This window comes from Agrobacterium sp. K11 (assembly GCF_059429395.1).
In genome coordinates this window covers 131417-148228 of record NZ_JCAHRB010000002.1, presented here as the reverse complement: position 1 = coordinate 148228, position 16812 = coordinate 131417, and the positions used below count along the sequence as shown (strand labels likewise).

Annotated in this window: 15 protein-coding genes; 8 read left to right on the top strand and 7 right to left on the bottom strand. The window is 60.5% G+C overall.

Translation table 11 applies throughout. The features are described 5' to 3' along the window. Positions 1-77 precede the first annotated feature (77 nt). From ssuD to AC5SEO_RS02390, 3 genes are all read right to left on the bottom strand, one after another. A complete protein-coding gene (gene ssuD, locus AC5SEO_RS02400) occupies positions 78-1247 on the bottom strand; it encodes an FMNH2-dependent alkanesulfonate monooxygenase (RefSeq protein ID WP_076845535.1) in 1170 nt (389 codons plus the stop codon). 171 nt (positions 1248-1418) lie between these two features. Then, positions 1419-1616, bottom strand: coding sequence for a hypothetical protein (locus AC5SEO_RS02395; protein ID WP_003511101.1), 198 nt, complete (start codon positions 1614-1616; stop codon positions 1419-1421). Positions 1617-1833: 217 nt separating this feature from the next. Then, positions 1834-2451 (bottom strand): alpha/beta hydrolase, encoded by a 618-nt coding sequence (locus tag AC5SEO_RS02390; protein ID WP_174068853.1) that lies wholly within the window; start codon positions 2449-2451, stop codon positions 1834-1836. A 399-nt stretch (positions 2452-2850) separates the two neighbouring features. Here AC5SEO_RS02390 and AC5SEO_RS02385 point away from each other — a divergent pair, with 399 nt between their 5' ends. Continuing rightward, entirely contained in the window at positions 2851-3921 is a 1071-nt protein-coding gene (locus AC5SEO_RS02385; protein ID WP_065662618.1) for an LLM class flavin-dependent oxidoreductase, read from the top strand. A gap of 57 nt (positions 3922-3978) precedes the next feature. Here the strand turns inward: AC5SEO_RS02385 and AC5SEO_RS02380 are convergent, their stop codons facing one another. From AC5SEO_RS02380 to AC5SEO_RS02370, 3 genes are all read right to left on the bottom strand, one after another. After that, a complete protein-coding gene (locus tag AC5SEO_RS02380; RefSeq protein ID WP_174068854.1) occupies positions 3979-5154 on the bottom strand; it encodes an acyl-CoA dehydrogenase family protein in 1176 nt (391 codons plus the stop codon). After that, positions 5151-6182 (bottom strand): ABC transporter substrate-binding protein, encoded by a 1032-nt coding sequence (locus tag AC5SEO_RS02375; RefSeq protein ID WP_149910206.1) that lies wholly within the window; start codon positions 6180-6182, stop codon positions 5151-5153. Before AC5SEO_RS02375 ends, AC5SEO_RS02380 begins: the two co-directional genes overlap by 4 nt. Before the next feature lie 112 nt (positions 6183-6294). Further along, positions 6295-7902 (bottom strand): ABC transporter substrate-binding protein, encoded by a 1608-nt coding sequence (locus AC5SEO_RS02370; protein WP_421460542.1) that lies wholly within the window; start codon positions 7900-7902, stop codon positions 6295-6297. Positions 7903-8170: 268 nt separating this feature from the next. On the opposite strand from AC5SEO_RS02370, the gene AC5SEO_RS02365 reads away from it, so the two are divergent. From AC5SEO_RS02365 to AC5SEO_RS02335, 7 genes are all read left to right on the top strand, one after another. After that, positions 8171-9160, top strand: a complete 990-nt coding sequence (locus AC5SEO_RS02365; protein ID WP_065687801.1) for an ABC transporter permease — start codon at positions 8171-8173, stop codon at positions 9158-9160. Then, positions 9157-10152: an ABC transporter permease gene (locus AC5SEO_RS02360; RefSeq protein WP_421460540.1), complete on the top strand. Its 996-nt coding sequence runs from the start codon at positions 9157-9159 to the stop codon at positions 10150-10152. Before AC5SEO_RS02365 ends, AC5SEO_RS02360 begins: the two co-directional genes overlap by 4 nt. Beyond that, entirely contained in the window at positions 10149-11147 is a 999-nt protein-coding gene (locus AC5SEO_RS02355) for an ABC transporter ATP-binding protein (protein ID WP_065659601.1), read from the top strand. Before AC5SEO_RS02360 ends, AC5SEO_RS02355 begins: the two co-directional genes overlap by 4 nt. Beyond that, positions 11125-12060, top strand: a complete 936-nt coding sequence (locus tag AC5SEO_RS02350; protein ID WP_003511116.1) for an ABC transporter ATP-binding protein — start codon at positions 11125-11127, stop codon at positions 12058-12060. Before AC5SEO_RS02355 ends, AC5SEO_RS02350 begins: the two co-directional genes overlap by 23 nt. Positions 12061-12078: 18 nt before the next feature. Beyond that, complete coding sequence (locus AC5SEO_RS02345) at positions 12079-13134, top strand: aldo/keto reductase (protein ID WP_003511118.1); 1056 nt, start codon at positions 12079-12081, stop codon at positions 13132-13134. 70 nt (positions 13135-13204) lie between these two features. Beyond that, the gene (locus tag AC5SEO_RS02340; RefSeq protein WP_112296458.1) at positions 13205-14443 is read left to right on the top strand and encodes an acyl-CoA dehydrogenase family protein; all 1239 of its coding nucleotides are present in this window, start codon (positions 13205-13207) and stop codon (positions 14441-14443) included. Between the two features lie 19 nt (positions 14444-14462). Beyond that, positions 14463-15434 (top strand): LysR substrate-binding domain-containing protein, encoded by a 972-nt coding sequence (locus tag AC5SEO_RS02335; protein ID WP_112296457.1) that lies wholly within the window; start codon positions 14463-14465, stop codon positions 15432-15434. Positions 15435-15450: 16 nt separating this feature from the next. On the opposite strand, the gene AC5SEO_RS02330 is transcribed toward AC5SEO_RS02335, so the two are convergent. After that, entirely contained in the window at positions 15451-16803 is a 1353-nt protein-coding gene (locus AC5SEO_RS02330) for an LLM class flavin-dependent oxidoreductase (RefSeq protein WP_174068857.1), read from the bottom strand. Positions 16804-16812 lie beyond the last annotated feature (9 nt).

Sequence of the window (16812 nt, the reverse complement as noted above, 5' to 3'; positions counted from 1 at the left end):
CCCGTGAACGCTCCGCCGAATGACGCCCATAGGAAAGGCTAACCGGAAGACGGGGCCGACCGCCTTCCGGCGATTGATCACGAGCCGGATACCAGCTTGACGTTACCGCCGTGGCCGCCGCCGCCGAAAACCTGTTTCGTGCCGAAAGACGAACGGATCTGATTACGTGGCCCATCAAGCCCGATTTCCGGAAACAGCAATTCGGATAGACGGTAGGCTTCCTCCAGATGCGGATAGCCCGATGCGATGACGGTATCGATGCCCAGCGCCTGATACTCCCGCAGCCGCGCCGCAACTGTCTTCGGCGAACCCACCAGCGCGGTGCCGGCGCCAGAGCGGACAAGACCGATTCCCGCCCACAAGTTCGGAGAGACTTCAAGCTGGTCACGCCGGCCATTATGCAGCGCCCGCATCCTTGCCTGACCGACCGAATCCGACGCCTTTAAGAAGGCCTCTTGAGCGGAAGCGATGGTTTCGTCGGAAAGCTTGGAAATCAGTTTGTCCGCATCGGCCCAGGCCTCCTCATCGGTTTCGCGCACGATGAAATGCAGGCGAATGCCGAATGTCACTTCTCGCCCTTTTTTCGCTGCGGCGGCGCGAACCTTGGCGATTTTTTCCGCCACCTGTGCCGGCGGCTCACCCCAGGTCAGATACTTGTCGGTGATACCGGCCGAGAACTCGATCCCGGCATCGGAGGAGCCGCCGAAATAAAGCGGCGGACGCGGTTCCTGCACCGGTGGCAGGCCGAGCCTGGCACCCTGTGCCTTGATATATTTGCCGTCGAGATCTCCCTTGCCATTTTCGATCAACGAATTGAACACCTGGAAGAACTCGTCAGCGTGGTCGTAACGCTCGTCGTGCGGCAGGAAGATGCCATCACCAGCCAGCTCCTGCGCGCTGCCGCCAACGACGATGTTGAGAAGCAGCCGACCATGGGAAACACGGTCCAGCGTGGAGGCCAGCCGCGCATAATAGGCCGGCGAGGCAACGCCCGGACGGATGGCGACGAGGAATTTCAGTTTCTCGGTATAGGCGGCGAGATTGGCCGCGAGGATGAAGGATTCCTCGCAGGCGACGCCGGTAGGAATAAGCACCCCGGAATAACCGAGCCGATCCGCAGCCTGCGCTATTTCCCGGAAATAGCCGGGATCGGCGGGTCGTGACAGATCGTCGGAGCCAAGATAGCTGCCGTCGCCTGAGGTGGGTATGAACCACAGAAAATCGAGTGGTTTGTCAGCTGTGCTCATCGACAGGTCCTTTGCAATCCGCCCATCGGGCAATTCGGCTGGGTACTAAAAGGGTAGCCAATTCCCCGCCGCGTTTAAGAAATTTTGTTCCAATTTCCGTGCCGCAAGGAGAGTTTATCTCCGCTGGGAAATGGGTCTGGGAAGCGAAAACAAACCTTTCGCCTCCCTGTGTCAGAGGACCGGATAAAGTCCGAGCATCGCGAAATTCATTTCGTAAATCTCTTCCCGCTCAAGGTCGAGATCGCTCTTTTCCCGCTTGATACGACCGGAATGATCCAGCGGCTGGAGCCTGCCCTGATCATCCCCTCGCGGCCTACGCCTGGCCAGACCGAACAGATCGACAGTAAACGCATGAAGTCCCTGCGGCATGTGCGCCTCCTTTGATCAATTCGCTCTATCCTCCGGCGAGCGCCCAGATTGGTCAATATTTTCCATAAAATTACTATTCTATAATTGGCGGATTGCCGGCAAACGTGGACTAAGGTTGCGGCAGCGGAAAAAATTCCGTTTCGAACCACCAATAAAGGGGTCATCGCAATGGCGTCGACACGATGGCCGCTCAAAGCACGGACTTGGGACGAAAAGACTATAGAGCGCCGGCATCACCCTGCAGCAGCGCACCGTGCAGAACGGGTGATCTGCGCTTCCTCGATCTGCTGGCCTTGATTTCGGACGCTGCTTTCAGGCGTGCGAAAAGAGCATAGCCCTCGGACCACCGGCCGAAACCGGCGGCAATATTGATGTGTCCAACGGAGCCGAGATTGACGATATCGCTTCCCCAGTCAGCAGCGGTGCGGGCTAACTCGTCTGGATTCATATAGGGGTCGTTCATGCTACCTACGACGAGACTGGGGAAGGTGAGCGGCGACCGAGGAAATGCGCCGAAGCGGACGATGCATGGATGCATTGCCTCCACTCTGTCGAGATGGGCGGGCGCCACCAGAAGCGCACCCCTGATTTTGCTGGCCACGGGTCGTGTCGCCATATTGGCGACGAGCAGGCAACCCAGGCTGTGGGCGACAATATAGGCGCTTTCGGTTGCGGCGAGCGCCGCTTCCAGACGCTCAAGCCAGTCTTCAAGAACCGGGCATTCCCAATTCTGCTGATCGACCAGCTGCGCCTCCGAATCTTCCAGCAGCCAGTGCCGCTGCCAATGCCCCTCATCCGAACCGTTGAGGCCGGGGACAATCAAGGTGGTACACATGCCTACTCCGTGGTTTGCGGGCGGGGTGTGCCAAGAATGGTGAATTTCGCAATTTTAGTCGACTATTGCCTTGCTCAGCTTTTCCGAACTCGAGAAAAATCGATCCAGACAATTCCGTTGCGGCAAAAAATACGTTCTCGGCAGCAGCCTTGGCACTGCGCATGTGGAATCATTGCCTAAAATATTTTCCATAGAAAATATGTTCTAATCGAGCAAACCGCGCGGAAAGCTTTTCCTCTGCCGCATTCCAAAAGAAACGCCGCTGCTTGGCCGTGCCGCCGCCGGTTTGTCATTCTCGCACTGTCGGAGACCTCAACCTCCCGAACCTCAAAATGGCAAATGCCGAGCCTCGGCAGGGCCATTCCACCGCGACATAAAGCGAAAATTCAGGCGGATAATGTGAGCAGCACGAGCGAATTTCTCTGGTACATCCCCAATGACGTCAAACCCGGACATCGGGGCGACGCCGTCAGCGAAAACCACAACAGCCTCGATACTTTAACTACCCATGCCAGGGCGCTGGAAAACCATGGCTGGAAGGGCGCGTTGATCGGCACAGGCTGGGGGCGTCCGGATACCTTTACGGTTGCGGCGTCGCTTACCGCGCGTACCACCACTTTCGAGCCACTGATCGCTATCCGCCCCGGCTACTGGAAGCCGGCCAATCTCGCATCGGCCGCCGCCACGCTCGATCAGCTTTCTGGTGGCCGGGTACGAATCAATGTCGTTTCCGGCAGGGACGAGCTTGCGGCCTATGGCGACGAAGAAGGCGATCAGGCGCAGCGTTATGCGCGCACGAAGGAGTTCATGCGGCTGGTGCGGCGGCTCTGGACTGAGGAAAACGTCACTTTCAATGGCGACCATTTCCGGGTCAAGAACTCCACCGTCTCGCCGCGCATCAGCGAGAGTGCCGGCCGGCCACATCCCAAACTTTATTTCGGCGGCGCGTCCGAGGCCGCCGAACAGGTTGCCGCAACTGAAGCCGATGTCCAGCTCTTCTGGGGCGAACCGCTCGCCGGCGTGCGCGAAAGGATCGAACGTCTCAGACATTTCAGTGAGACCCTCGGCCGTGATCTGCCGCCGCTGCAATTCGGTCTGCGGATCACCACGCTAGTGCGCGAAACCACGGCTGAGGCTTGGCGCGATGCGGAAGCAAAGGTGGCGGAGATGGCTGCGAACAATGGCGTGCGCTGGAACGATCATCTGCAAGGTGTCGCGGTCGGCCAGCGCCGCCTGCTGGATCTGCACACGCAGAGCGATGTGCTGGACGACAATCTTTATACCGCACCCGGCAAATTTGGCGGAGGCGGTGCCGCAACGACATGGCTCGTCGGTTCGGCGGAAGACGTCGCCGCGTCGCTGCGCAAATACCGCGCGCTTGGCATCACCCATTTCGTGCTTTCCGACACGCCCTATCTTCAGGAAATTGAACGGCAGGGCGACAAGCTGTTGCCGCTACTCCGGGACTGATGCGGGCGGCGTCAACATGGGCGGCCTGCCAAACAAAGCCGCCCATGTCTTCTACGGTCAGCCGCCAACAGCCTTGATGCTCTGACGGCCGAGGATAGTTCGGATCATGTGGCTTTGCGGCGCATGCGCCCTTGCCGTTATGGCGTCGCGGTGATGCCGCTCGAGATTATAGTCCCGGCGAAGGCCGCGATTGCCGCCAAGCTCCAGCGCCAGATCCGTCACTGCCAGCGCATTGTCGATCACCACATGACGAACGGCGAGCGCATCCGTGCCTACCCTCTCACCCGCATCGATATCACGCGCGACGGAGCGGAGCAGACGCCTGTTGGCCGCAAGAAGTACCTCGATCTCGCCCACACCTTCCTGAATGCGCGGAATGGATGACAGCGGCGCGCCGAGGCTTGCCGGAACATGGCCTGTCAGATGGCGCAAGAGGGCGTCACGCGCCGAAAGCGCGACACCGTGATAGACGGAGGCCAGCAGCACGAAGAAATTGTAACCGTCCGCCTCATCCCGCCGCAACGGCTCGTCCGCCGGCTGTTCGGCAACGATATCGGCGAGCGGCACCCTCACATTCTCAAGCAGGAGATCGTCGCTGGCGGTGGCATACATTCCTGTCGCTTCCCATGCCTTTTCCCGGCCGATGCCCGGCGCATCGAGCGGGACCAGAAGCTGGATCAGACGCGGCGCCTCTTCCGTCGTGACGGCAAGTACAATCGCCCATTTCAGACCCGGCAGGCCGGTGACGAAGCTCTTGCGGCCATTGACCACCCAGAAATCGCCCTCGATCCGCGCCGTCGTTTCCGGCAGTCCGCCGTGGGCCGGGGAACCGATCCCCGGCTCTGCATGCGCATTGTTCAGAAGCGCCCGCTCCCTGTTATTGGCGGCCAGCACTTTTGCCGCGAGATCTGCCGGCCACCTGCCGCGCCGGATGGCAGCATGAACGCTGTAATGCATGGCAAGGATGAGGGCGGTTGACGGATCACCCTTGGCAATGGCGGCGATGACGGCATGCGCGGTTTCCATGCCCTCCCCCCAGCCACCGTCCTTTTCAGCCGTCACGAGACCAAGCAGGCCAGACTTGAAAAGCGCCTCGAAATTACCGGCAGCGAATTCGCCGCTTTTGTCATACTCCGCCGCAGTCAGGCTGAAATCTTCGGCTAGCGCGGTTGCGATGGCGACGGGATTCAAGTGCTGCTCCGAGCTCGGAACGGCGGATAAAGCGCCGCTCATGCCACCGCCCTTTCACTGGCCGTGACAAAACGGTCATCGATCCACGCAGCGAGATCGAAGTCGTTTTCAAGGAAACCCCATTGATGCAGGAAATTCTTGTAATGGCCGACGGCGGCGACGAGGTCTGCATCAAGGCCAAGACCTAGATGGCGGTGGACATCCGGGCCGTTGGCGGCCAGAACCTGCTCTTCGGTCGCACCCGCCTCGCGCGCGATAAAACGGCGGGTCTCTTCCGGATGCTGCTCTGCCCAGAGCGAGGCTTTGGCAATGGCGGCAACCAGCCGCTCCACCAGATCGGGGCGCTCATCGGCAAGCCGACCGTCGACGGTCAGCACGCGGGGAGAGCCGGAGTTGATACGTATCTTCGGGTCGGGGTGAAAACCGAATTCCGCCACCTGCACGGCGCCGATCAGGTTCGCGGCGGCGATACCGGCAGTACCCTTGACGAAAATCGCATCGACCTCACCCCGCAACAGCGCGATGATCTCCTCACCGAAGGATTGTCGCCGCTTCAGGCCGAAAAGGGATGGTCCCTCCTGTGTCGCCAGCACGGAATCCTTGATCACGATATCCTTCAGCTCGACATCCTCGACCTTACGGCCCTCCAGCGAAAGCGCCGAAACGATGCCCTTCAATGCTGTCGCTCGCATGAAATCGACAATCCCATCAGGTCTGCGCGGCACACCGAAACGGCGGCCGACGAGATCGGCAAGCGAGCGGATACCGGTTTCCGGAAGGGTGATGATCGCCTGGAACTCATCGGTCCAGGTAATGCCGATAAGACGCGTATTGCGCCCTTCCGAGCGGGCGCGGATAGGGGGCACATTACCGCCGTGGCGGAAGGACCATTCCAGCGTGTGGTTGAAATGGCTCTGCCGGACGGAGCGATCCGGCGAATCGATGATGGATTTCAGCGATATGCCGACATCCTCGAAGGTCTGTGCGAGATAACCGAGCTGCGCCGCAAGCCCCACGGGCGTGGGCACCGGGCAACGTGTGTACCAGATTTCAGAAAGTGTCGTGCTCATGGCTTTGGCCTCGATGAAAACGATGACACCAGAAAGCGATGCTGCGGTGCCCGTCGACGAAAGGGAGATGTCCCTGCCCGCCGCAAACGGCGGGCAGGGGCTGGCGAGACGATCAGGATGCCGCGATATGCGCGAAGGCCAGGCTGCCCGCGACGCCTTCTGCACCGATAGTGTGATCGGCAATGCGCTTGTTGAAGATGGTGATTTCAGGTGCCGCAACGATATCGATGGCAGGAACGTCATCGACGAGGATCTGCTGTATTTCCTTCCATTGCGCGACGCGCTTGTCCGGATCGATCTCGACAGCGGCAGCTTCCAGCAGCGCATCCACCTTGGGGTTGCTGTAGGCGGCGCCATTTGAGAAGGGCACACCCTTCTTGAAGTTCTTGGACCAGTAGAGCCGCTGCACACCGACTGTCGGGTCGAAGAGATTGCTCATGCCCTCATAGGCAAAGTCGAAATCACGATCCGTGTAGATGCGCTTCGTGTAGGTGGCGAAATCCTGCGTCCGCACCGTCACATCCACGCCGACCTTTGCCAGTGCCTGGCGAATGTAATCTGCGCCGCGCGGATAGGCCTCGGTGCTCGGCACATAGTCCAGATTGAGCTTGAAACGGATGCCATCCGCGCCGCGCTTGTATCCCGCCTCGTCCAGCAGCGCTTCGGCCGCCTTCAGATCGATCGGATAGGTCTTCAGATCTTCGACAAACCATTTCGTCAGCTTCGGATTGATCGGTCCGGTAATCGTCGCACCATAACCGAAATTGACCGTGTTGAAGATGACGTTACGGTCAATGACATGCGCGAAGGCGCGGCGGACGCGGACATCCTTGAACACGTCCTTCTCGAGGTTGAACTCCACGCGGCTGATCGAATTGGTATATTGATAGCCATTGGTCTCGAAGCCGAGGCTCGGCAGCTCCTTCAGCCGGTCGAGATCGCTATAGGCGACCGGCGTGCTGGGCGCGAGATCGATTTCACCGGTTTCGATGGCAATCGCCCGGGCCGAAGCATCAGGAATGAAGCGAACAATCAGCTTGTCGAGATAGGGGCGCGGCGCATCCCAATAATCGGCATTACGCTCGAAAACGATATGACTGCCCCGCACCCACTCCTTGAACTTGAACGGACCGGTGCCGATGGGTGCTAGATTGACCGGATTTTCGGTCACTTTCGTACCCTCATAAAGATGTTTCGGCACGATGGGCGTTTCGGCGGCGGCAAGCGCCGTGATCAGATAGGGCGCAGGTTTGGAAAGAACCAGAACCGCCGTCAGCTCGTCCGGCGTCTCGACAGCAGTGAGGTTCAGGAATGTATTGCGACCGCGCGGATGCACTTCCTTGATGGTATTGATGGAGAACGCCACATCGGCAGATGTGAAAGGCTTGCCGTCATGCCATTTTACACCGGGTCTCAGATTGTAGGTGTAACGCAGGCCATCGCCGCTGACATCCCATGATTTGGCCAGGAGCGGCTTGGGATTGAGGTCGAAATCATAGGTCAGCAGCCCTTCGGTGACCTTGGGCGATATGTAGACGGAATTATAGGCCGTGTGCGCGATCGTCGTCAGAACCGGCGGCTCCGATGAGATGAGCAAAGTGGCCGTTCCGCCGCTTGCCGGCTCTGCTGCGTTGAGCTTCAGCCCCGGCAACGACACCACGCCAAGCGCCACCGACGCCAGCAGAAATCCGCGGCGCGTCGTCTGGTTGAAAACAGTCATGCGATACCTCTCCTTAATTGAACCGGCGAAAAACCGGCAAAACTGAACGGCCGCGCTTGGGAAGAAGTTTGTTCCGCAGACGAGAGTGAGATTGGCATGAAGCACCAACCATTCTCATAAATAGGAATTATCTTTTCTTTATGGCGCATTTTTCCGTAAATTTCAGAAAATAATTCTATTACTCTTTGACAAATTCCATAAAATTAGTCAACTAATACCAACGCCTTTACGGGCGATTTCATGTTTTCAAGCGAATGGACTGGAGCCGATGTCGAATTCGAAACGGATTTTATCGCAGGCAAGGCGGGTGGCCATTCAGGCCGTCCCGACGGTTCTCGGTATCGTCATCCTGAACTTCTTCCTGCTGCAGCTGGCGCCTGGTGATGCGGCTGACGTGCTGGCCGCGGAAGCGGGTTCGGCGACCGTCGAGACCATGGCCGAAATTCGCTCACGCTTCGGGCTCGACCTGCCGGTCGTCCATCAGCTCATGAACTATCTCGGCAATCTGGCCCAGTTCAGCCTCGGCTTTTCACCCCGCTACGGCATGCCGGTCGCCGATCTTATCGGCCAGCGGTTGCCCGGCACGCTGGCGCTGATGGGAGCAGCACTTGGCATTGCGATTTTCGTCGGCGTTTTCCTCGGCTCCATCATGGCGCTCTTTTCCGGCAAGCTGCCGGACCGGATCATTTCGATTGGCTCGCTAATCTTTTATTCCGTGCCGGGCTTCTGGATCGGCCTGATGCTTATCCTCACCTTCTCGGTCAAGCTCGGCTGGCTTCCGTCTGGCGGCGACAGCACCATCGGCAGCAGCCTCACCGGCCTCGACGCCCTTCTGGACAGGCTGCGCTATATCGTTCTCCCCGCCCTTTCGCTGGCGCTTTATTTTCTGGCGATTTATGCCCGCCTCACCCGCGCGGCGATGCTGGAAGTCAAATCCCAAGACTATGTGCGCACGGCACGGGCAAAAGGCGTTTCACCCTTCCGGCTCACCACACGCCATATTCTGCGCAACGCGCTCATCCCGATCACCACCATGGCCGGCATGCATATTGGCGGCCTGCTGGGCGGTGCGGTCGTGGTCGAGACCGTCTTCAGCTGGCCAGGCCTTGGCCGTCTTGCTTTCGAGGCCGTCATGGCCCGCGATTTCAGCGTGCTGCTCGGCATTCTGCTTCTCTCTTCCCTTGTCGTCATCATTGTCAATGCCGCCGTGGACCTGTTGCAGGCATGGCTCGACCCCCGCATCGGAGAAAGCCGATGAATTCCTCCCAGACATCAGCAGTTCTCGACGCGGCCGAACTCAGTGCCAAAGAGAGCAATCCCAAACCTAAAAAACCTGAAGAAAAGGTCTGGCCCTATATCCATGCGCCGGACGCGCTTTCAGCCCGCTCCGTCTCCGTGCCGCGGCGCGGCTTGCGGCGGGAACTAAAGATTTTCCTGACCAATCCCAACGCCATCGTTGGGCTGCTGTTTCTTGCCACCGTGCTCATCGCCGCTGTCACGGCCCCACTGATCTATCCGGGCGATCCGCTGGAAATGGTTGCCCGCGCCTTCCTCTGGCCCGGCCAGAACTCAGCCTATCCGCTCGGCACCGATTCCATGGGTCGTGATGTGCTGGCGGGCATCGTGCATGGCGCACGCATCTCGCTCACCGTCGGTGTCGTCGCCACCCTGATCGGGCTGACGATCGGCATAACAATCGGTGCTTTCGCCGGTTATTTCGGTGGCGTCATCGACGATATTCTCGTGAAGATCATCGAAATCTTCCAGACATTGCCGAACTTCGTGCTGCTGGTGGTGCTCGTCGCCATCGCCCAGCCTTCGGTCACCACGGTAACCTCGGCAATCGGCATCATTACCTGGCCACTTGTTGCGCGCCTGACCCGCGCCGAATTCCGCGCCATCCGCGAGAAGGACTATGTGCTTGCCGCACGAAGCCTCGGTTATGGCCATGCGCGTATCGTGTTTCAGGAAATTCTGCCCAACGCCCTGCCGCCGATCATCGTCACCTCCTCCGTCATGGTGGCGGGTGCGATCCTCATGGAAGCAGCCCTTTCCTTCATGGGACTTGGCGACCCCAACCGTGTTTCCTGGGGTTCGATGATCGGGTCGGGACGCGATGTCATCCGCACCGCCTGGTATCTGACCGCCCTTCCCGGCCTCGCCATCGTCTTCACCGTCATTTCGCTGAACCTCATCAGCGACGGTCTCAACGATGCGCTAAACCCCCGTTTTTCGGAGGAACGCCGATGAGCAAACTTATCGAAGTCCACGATCTCTCCGTCAGCTTCGGCTCAGCCCAACCGGTCAAGGGCGTCAGCTTCGATGTGCAGTCCGGCGAAATGCTTGCAATCGTCGGCGAAAGCGGCTCGGGAAAATCGCTGACTGCGCTCGGCCTGATCGGCCTGTTGCCGTCGCATGCAAAAACCGGCGGGCGTGTTCTGCTCGAAGGCCGCGATCTGCTGCCGCTTTCCGAGCGGCAATGGCGCGGCATTCGCGGCCGCGATATCGGCATGATCTTTCAGGAACCGATGACATCGCTGAACCCGGTCCTGACGGTGGGCGAACAGATCGTCGAGGTGCTGCGCATCCATGAAAGGATCGACAGGCACCAGGCGCGCAAACGCGCCATCGAGCTTCTGGACCTCGTCAATATTCCCGACGCCCAGCGCCGCGTGGACGATTATCCGCACCAGCTTTCCGGCGGCATGCGCCAACGCGTCATGATCGCCATCGGCGTTGCCTGCAATCCCAAACTGCTGATCGCCGACGAGGCGACGACCGCGCTCGACGTGACGATACAGGCGCAGATCCTGCAGCTGCTCGACAATCTGCGCCGCGATCTCAACATGGCCGTCATCCTCATCACCCACGATCTTGGCATTGTGGCGCAATGGGCCGACCGGGTGATGGTCATGTATGCCGGCCGCAAGGTGGAAGAAGGATTGCCTGAACCGGTTTTCTCCAATCCTTACCACCCCTATACGCGCGGCCTGCTGGCTGCCTCTCCGCGCGCCGAAGACGGCCAGCATTATCGCGACGGGCCACTCATCGAAATTCCGGGTTCAATCGTTTCCGCCACGGGGGAGCGCGGCTGCGCCTTCCGGCCACGCTGTCCGAGCGCCCGCGGTTTCTGCGGGCAGTTCGTACCGCCGCTGAGGCTCGTCTCGGAAGGCCGCTACGCCGCCTGCCCCTTCGTATCCCCCACATCCCAAGAGGTATCCGATGACGCTCTTGTCAGTGCATAGTCTTTCCACCCACTATTCGGGAGGACGCGGAACAGTCCGCGCCGTCGACGATGTCTCGCTCGACATCGAGGCGGGCGAGACCGTGGCGCTGGTGGGTGAATCAGGCTGCGGAAAATCCTCGCTCGGCAAGTCGCTGATGCGGCTGGTGGAGCCCACTTCCGGCAGGATCACCTTCAAGGGCGCCGATGTCACGGCGATGTCGTCGTCGCAGCTGCGCGGCATCCGCCGCCGCATCCAGATGATCTTTCAGGACCCATTCGCGTCGCTCAATCCACGCCAGACGGTGCGAACTATCCTTACCGGGCCGTTGAAGGTGCACGGCATTGGCGACAGGGCGCAACAGCGGGAGATCGTCGAGGCGATCGTCGCGCAGGTGGGTCTGCCACCGGATGCACTTGACCGCTATCCGCACGAGTTTTCCGGCGGCCAGCGCCAGCGCATCGGCATTGCCCGGGCGCTCGTTCTCGAGCCGGAACTGGTCGTCTGCGACGAGCCTGTCTCGGCGCTCGATCTTTCCATCCAGGCGCAGATCCTCAACCTTCTGGTGGAGATGAAGAAACGGCTTTCGTTGTCCTATCTCTTCGTATCCCACGACCTTTCGGTCGTACGCTATTTTTCCGATCGCGTTCTCGTCATGTATCTCGGCAAGATCGTGGAAAGCGCGCCGACCGCGGAGCTTTGGGCCTCGCCAAAACACCCCTATACCCGTGCGCTTCTCGCAGCCGTTCCCGATCCCGCGCGCCGCAAGCAGGCAGCGCCCATTTCCGGCGACCTGCCGAGCCCCCACAACCCGCCATCCGGCTGCCGGTTTCACACCCGCTGCCCGCTCGCCACCGATCTCTGTCGCGAAAAAGCGCCGGATTACACCCTTTTCGGCAAGAACCACGCCGTGGCTTGCCACCATGCCCAATAAACTGAAGGAGCAACCATAATGGTCGACTATCGCTATCTCGGACGCAGCGCGCTGAAAGTTTCACCGCTGAGCCTCGGCACGATGATGTTCGGAGGCCCGACGCCGGATGACGTGGCCTTCCGCATCATCGACAAGGCACGCGAGCAGGGCATCAACTTCATCGACACTGCCGATGTCTATCACGACGGCAAGTCGGAAGAAGTCGTTGGTCGCGGTATCAAGGCCAGTCGCGATCACTGGGTTCTGGCAACGAAATTCGTCAATTCCCACACCAAGGGTCCGAACCTTGGCGGCCATTCGCGCAAATGGGTGATCGAGACCGTCGAGAATTCGCTTCGCCGTCTCAACACCGACTACATCGATATCCTCTATTTCCACCGCGCCGTCTTCGACGCGCCGCTGGAAGAACCGGTACGCGCCATTGCCGATCTCATCCGTGCGGGCAAGCTGCGCTATTTCGGCGTTTCCAACTTCCGGGGCTGGCGCATTGCCGAAATTTCGCATTTGGCCGATCAGCTCGGCATCGACCGGCCTATCGCCAGCCAGCCGCTCTACAACATCGTCAACCGCACAGCCGAAGCCGAGCAGCTGCCCGCGGCACATAATTACGGGCTGGGCGTCGTTTCCTATTCGCCGCTGGCACGTGGCGTGCTGACCGGCAAATATCAGCCGGGTGAGCAGCCGGGCGCAGATACCCGTGTCGGCCGTGGCGACAAGCGGGTTCTGGAAACGGAATGGCGCCCCGAGTCGGTCGAAATCGCCCAGAAGGTTGCGGCGCACGCCGCATCAAAGGGTGTTTCGGCAGCGGATTTTGCGCTCGCCTGGGTGCTGAACAACAAGTTCGTCACCGCCGCGATCACCGGCCCGCGCACTGAAGACCATTGGGACGGTTACGTCCGCGCCCTCGATGTGAAGATCGATGCGGAAGACGAGGCGCTGGTCGACAGCCTTGTGACGACAGGCCATCCCTCGACACCCGGCTTCAACGATCCGAGCCATCCCGTCGAAGGCCGCGTGCCGCGCAATATCGAACCGGCTCCCCGCCCGGTCGTCAAGCCGCGCGCGGTCGCCTGATCGTCCAGAAGAAAATGCCTGCGGCGCGACCGTGCCGCAGGTCATCACATCCGCTCAGGGAAAATCCGCAATGTCCAATCCTAAAATACAGACCGCAACCACCGATAATTCCGGCGTGCCGAGCCGAGACGACATTCTGGCCCGCGCCAGGGACATTGCGGCTGTTGCCGCCAAGGATGCCGCTCGCCGTGAGCGTCAGCGGGAACTTCCCTTCGAAATCTTCGGCCTGATCAAAGAAGCCAGGATCGGCACGCTGCGCATCCCCGAGGCCAAGGGTGGGCCGGGAGGCTCGATTGCTGACTATATAGAAGTGCTGATGATCCTCGGGGAAGCCGACAGCAATATTCCGCACGCACTCCGCAGCCATTTCAATTTCACCGAAAACCTCGCTCTCACACCGATCGAGCTTGAGGATCGGCGGCACCTCGAAAATGTCCTCACCGGCAAGCTCTTTGCGGGCGCCAGCACGGAACAGGGGACCAAACGCCCCGGCGAAATCACCACGCGCCTCAGCGCCGATGGCGACCGTTATCGTCTGAACGGCCGCAAATGGTATGCGACCGGCACCGCCTTCGCAGATTTCGGCACCTTCAGCGCTGTCGGCGACGACGAACAGCCGGTCGGCGTCCTCATTCCGCTTGATCGGCCCGGGATCACCATTCTCGACGACTGGGACAGCATGGGTCAGCGCATGACGGCAAGCGGCGGCGTTTTGCTTGAAAATGTCGAGGTGCTCCCGCATGAACTGACGACCCGCAAGCTCGGCAGCCAGATCGGGCGCCACAGCTCGGCCATGCGACAATTGCACCTCGCTGCCTCTGCCGCCGGTGCCGTTCAGGGTGCACTCAACGACGGCATCGACTATGTTCTGCGCCAGGCGCGCACCACGCTCCACAGCAGCGCCGAAACCGCCAATCAGGACCCCTTTGTGCAAAAGATGCTCGGCGAGATCAGCGCCGGTGCCTTCGCCGTCAAGACGCTGATCCGCGAGGCGGCAAGAACGCTCGACAGGACTGCCGCCGCCTTTTCCAGCGGCGACGAAGAGGCGATAGAAGCGGCTTTGCTGGAAGGTTCTCTCGCCACCGCCCGTACCCAGATTATCGCATCGCAGCTTTCACTAACGGTCGCCACCAACCTTTACGAACTCGGCGGCGGATCGGCGACGTCCAGCGAGCGGAATTTCGACCGCCACTGGCGCAACATCCGCACGGTCTACAACCACAATCCGCTTGCCCACAAGGCGCGTGTCATCGGCGACTACTATCTCAACGGCACCACGACGCACCTCAGGGAAGGCCGGGTATTCTAGCGATGAAGGGAAAACGGCCATGAGAACGGAATTCATCCCTCCTTCGGTCGCAAGAGCGGCTTTCCGGTTGCCGACGCTTTCCCGGCTGCCGCCGCTGACGGCCCTGCGCGCATTTGTCGTGGCCGCGCGTCACGCCAGCTTCTCGCGGGCGGCGGAAGAACTGCATGTCTCGACTGCCGCAATCGGCCAGCAGGTGCGCATTCTCGAAACCCATCTCGGGCAAACACTCTTCAGCCGCCAGCGCGGCGAACTGGTGCTGACCCAGGCCGGCAGCACGCTTTACCCCGGCCTTGCGGACGCTTTCGAGACGATGATCGGCAGTCTTTCCGATCTCATGGCCTCCGGCGGCCGGCGGCAGATGAAGGTTCTGGCGGAAGGCTGTTTTGCGGCCCGATGGCTGGCACCACGGTTGGGAACCATCGTTCCAGCCCTTGGAGACGTAGATATCTCGATTGAATCTCTCGAGGGCGATACCATCGACCTCACGCATTTCGATGCCGATTGCGCGATCGTCGCGACCCACGGACAAATCCCCGGTTTCATCCACGAACCGCTTTTTACCGACACCGTCAGTGCCGTCTGCACTCCGGATTTTGCGACCCGCTACCAGCTTGGTGGTGAACCCGAGCGGCTTCGGGATATCTCTTTTGCGATGTTGCGCGGCAACGGCACCGATGCTGCCTTCGAATGGGCAAACTGGCTGCGCGCCTGCCGCATTCCGCTTCGGCTTTCGGCAACCGGACCGCGCTTTTCGCGTCAGACCGCGCTGATAGAGGCACTCTTGTCCAGCCACGGCATCGGCCTTGCGCGCCACTCGCTCATTTCCGAAGAGCTTCGAACCGGCCGTCTGATCGCACCTTTCGGCGCACCTCAGCCGACCGCCAGCCGGTATCATCTTCTGACCAGTCCTGACAGGCGGCGGCTGCCGGAAATCGCATCTCTACTCGCCTTGTTGCGCGAGGATACACGCTCACTCGAAGCCGCCGCCTGAACACGCCCGTCCCACATCAGGCGCGTTCCCTTTGCAACTCCCTGGTCGTATGGATGTTTTCCGGCCGGGGCAGGCCGTAATGATCACGCAGCGTGTCGCCCTCGAAGTCCTCGCGGAACAGCCCGCGCTGTTTGAGGATCGGCACGACCTCGTCGACGAAAATATCGAACCCGCCATTCAGCCATGGCGGCATGATGTTGAAGCCGTCGGCAGCACCTTCACGGAACCAGGTCTCTATCCAGTCTGCCACCTGTTCCGGCGTTCCCGAAATCACCTTGTGCCCGCGCCCGCCGGCAAGCCGGTGCAACAATTGCCGGATCGTCGGATTTTCCCGGTCGATGACATCGAGAACCAATTGATGCCGGCTGCTATCCGCCTGCGCGCGCGTCGCTTCCACCGCCTCCTTCGGCAACGGCTGATCGAGATCGGCCGATGAGAGATCAATGCCTGTAATGCGCTGCAACTGCCCAAGCGAAAAGGCCGGCTGGATAAGATCGTTGAAACTCGCCTCGAGCTTTCGCGCCTCCTCTTCGGTGGAGGCGATGAAGGGGCTGATCCCCGGCAGGATTTTCACATGGGCGGGATTGCGCCCCGTGGCCGCCACGCGCCTCTTGATGTCGGAATAAAAAGACCGCGCACTCTCCAGAGTTTGATGCGCGGTAAAGATTGCCTCGGCATACCGGGCAGCAAAGCCACGGCCGTCCTCCGAAGAGCCGGCCTGCACATAGACCGGCCTGCCCTGCGGCGAGCGTGGCAGGTTGAGCGCGCCCCGCACCCGGTAGAACTCGCCCTCGTGACTGGCAGGATGGATGCGGTCGGTATCGGCGAAAAGACCGCTCTCCTTGTCGGCGACGATGGCATCGTCTTCCCAGCTGTCCCAGAGCTTTGTCACCACATCGACGAACTCAGTCGCCTGCCGGTAACGGTCGGCATGCGGCGGATGCTGCTGGAGATTGAAGTTTCCGGCCGCCGCATCGGCCGAGGTCGTCACGATGTTCCAGCCCACCCGGCCGCCGCTGATATGATCGACCGAGGCGAACAGCCGCGCGAGATTGTAAGGCTCGTAATAGGTGGTGGAGGCCGTCGCAATGAAGCCGATCTTTTCGGTGACGGCCGCCAAGGCCGCCAGCATGGTGATCGGTTCCAGCCGGTGCCGGGCGGCATAGCGGATATTGGCGTCCAGCACCGGCGCATCGGCAAAGAAAATGGCATCCAGCTTTGCCGCCTCGGCCTTGCGGGCGATATCCTGGTAGAGCCTTATATCCGTGACGCGCAGTGGCTCCGACTCGGGGTGGCGCCAGGCTGCTTCATGGTGCCCACCCGGATAGATGAACGCATTTAGGACCAGCTTCTCGGATTTTCTGCTCATGGCGATGAA

Coding starts and splice junctions, on each gene's coding strand:
- ssuD (WP_076845535.1), bottom strand. CDS start 1,247: ATGAGCACAGCTGACAAACCACTCGATTTTCTGTGGTTCATACCCACC.
- AC5SEO_RS02395 (WP_003511101.1), bottom strand. CDS start 1,616: ATGCCGCAGGGACTTCATGCGTTTACTGTCGATCTGTTCGGTCTGGCC.
- AC5SEO_RS02390 (WP_174068853.1), bottom strand. CDS start 2,451: ATGTGTACCACCTTGATTGTCCCCGGCCTCAACGGTTCGGATGAGGGG.
- AC5SEO_RS02380 (WP_174068854.1), bottom strand. CDS start 5,154: ATGAGCGGCGCTTTATCCGCCGTTCCGAGCTCGGAGCAGCACTTGAAT.
- AC5SEO_RS02375 (WP_149910206.1), bottom strand. CDS start 6,182: ATGAGCACGACACTTTCTGAAATCTGGTACACACGTTGCCCGGTGCCC.
- AC5SEO_RS02370 (WP_421460542.1), bottom strand. CDS start 7,902: ATGACTGTTTTCAACCAGACGACGCGCCGCGGATTTCTGCTGGCGTCG.
- AC5SEO_RS02365 (WP_065687801.1), top strand. CDS start 8,171: ATGTCGAATTCGAAACGGATTTTATCGCAGGCAAGGCGGGTGGCCATT.
- AC5SEO_RS02360 (WP_421460540.1), top strand. CDS start 9,157: ATGAATTCCTCCCAGACATCAGCAGTTCTCGACGCGGCCGAACTCAGT.
- AC5SEO_RS02355 (WP_065659601.1), top strand. CDS start 10,149: ATGAGCAAACTTATCGAAGTCCACGATCTCTCCGTCAGCTTCGGCTCA.
- AC5SEO_RS02350 (WP_003511116.1), top strand. CDS start 11,125: ATGACGCTCTTGTCAGTGCATAGTCTTTCCACCCACTATTCGGGAGGA.
- AC5SEO_RS02345 (WP_003511118.1), top strand. CDS start 12,079: ATGGTCGACTATCGCTATCTCGGACGCAGCGCGCTGAAAGTTTCACCG.
- AC5SEO_RS02340 (WP_112296458.1), top strand. CDS start 13,205: ATGTCCAATCCTAAAATACAGACCGCAACCACCGATAATTCCGGCGTG.
- AC5SEO_RS02335 (WP_112296457.1), top strand. CDS start 14,463: ATGAGAACGGAATTCATCCCTCCTTCGGTCGCAAGAGCGGCTTTCCGG.
- AC5SEO_RS02330 (WP_174068857.1), bottom strand. CDS start 16,803: ATGAGCAGAAAATCCGAGAAGCTGGTCCTAAATGCGTTCATCTATCCG.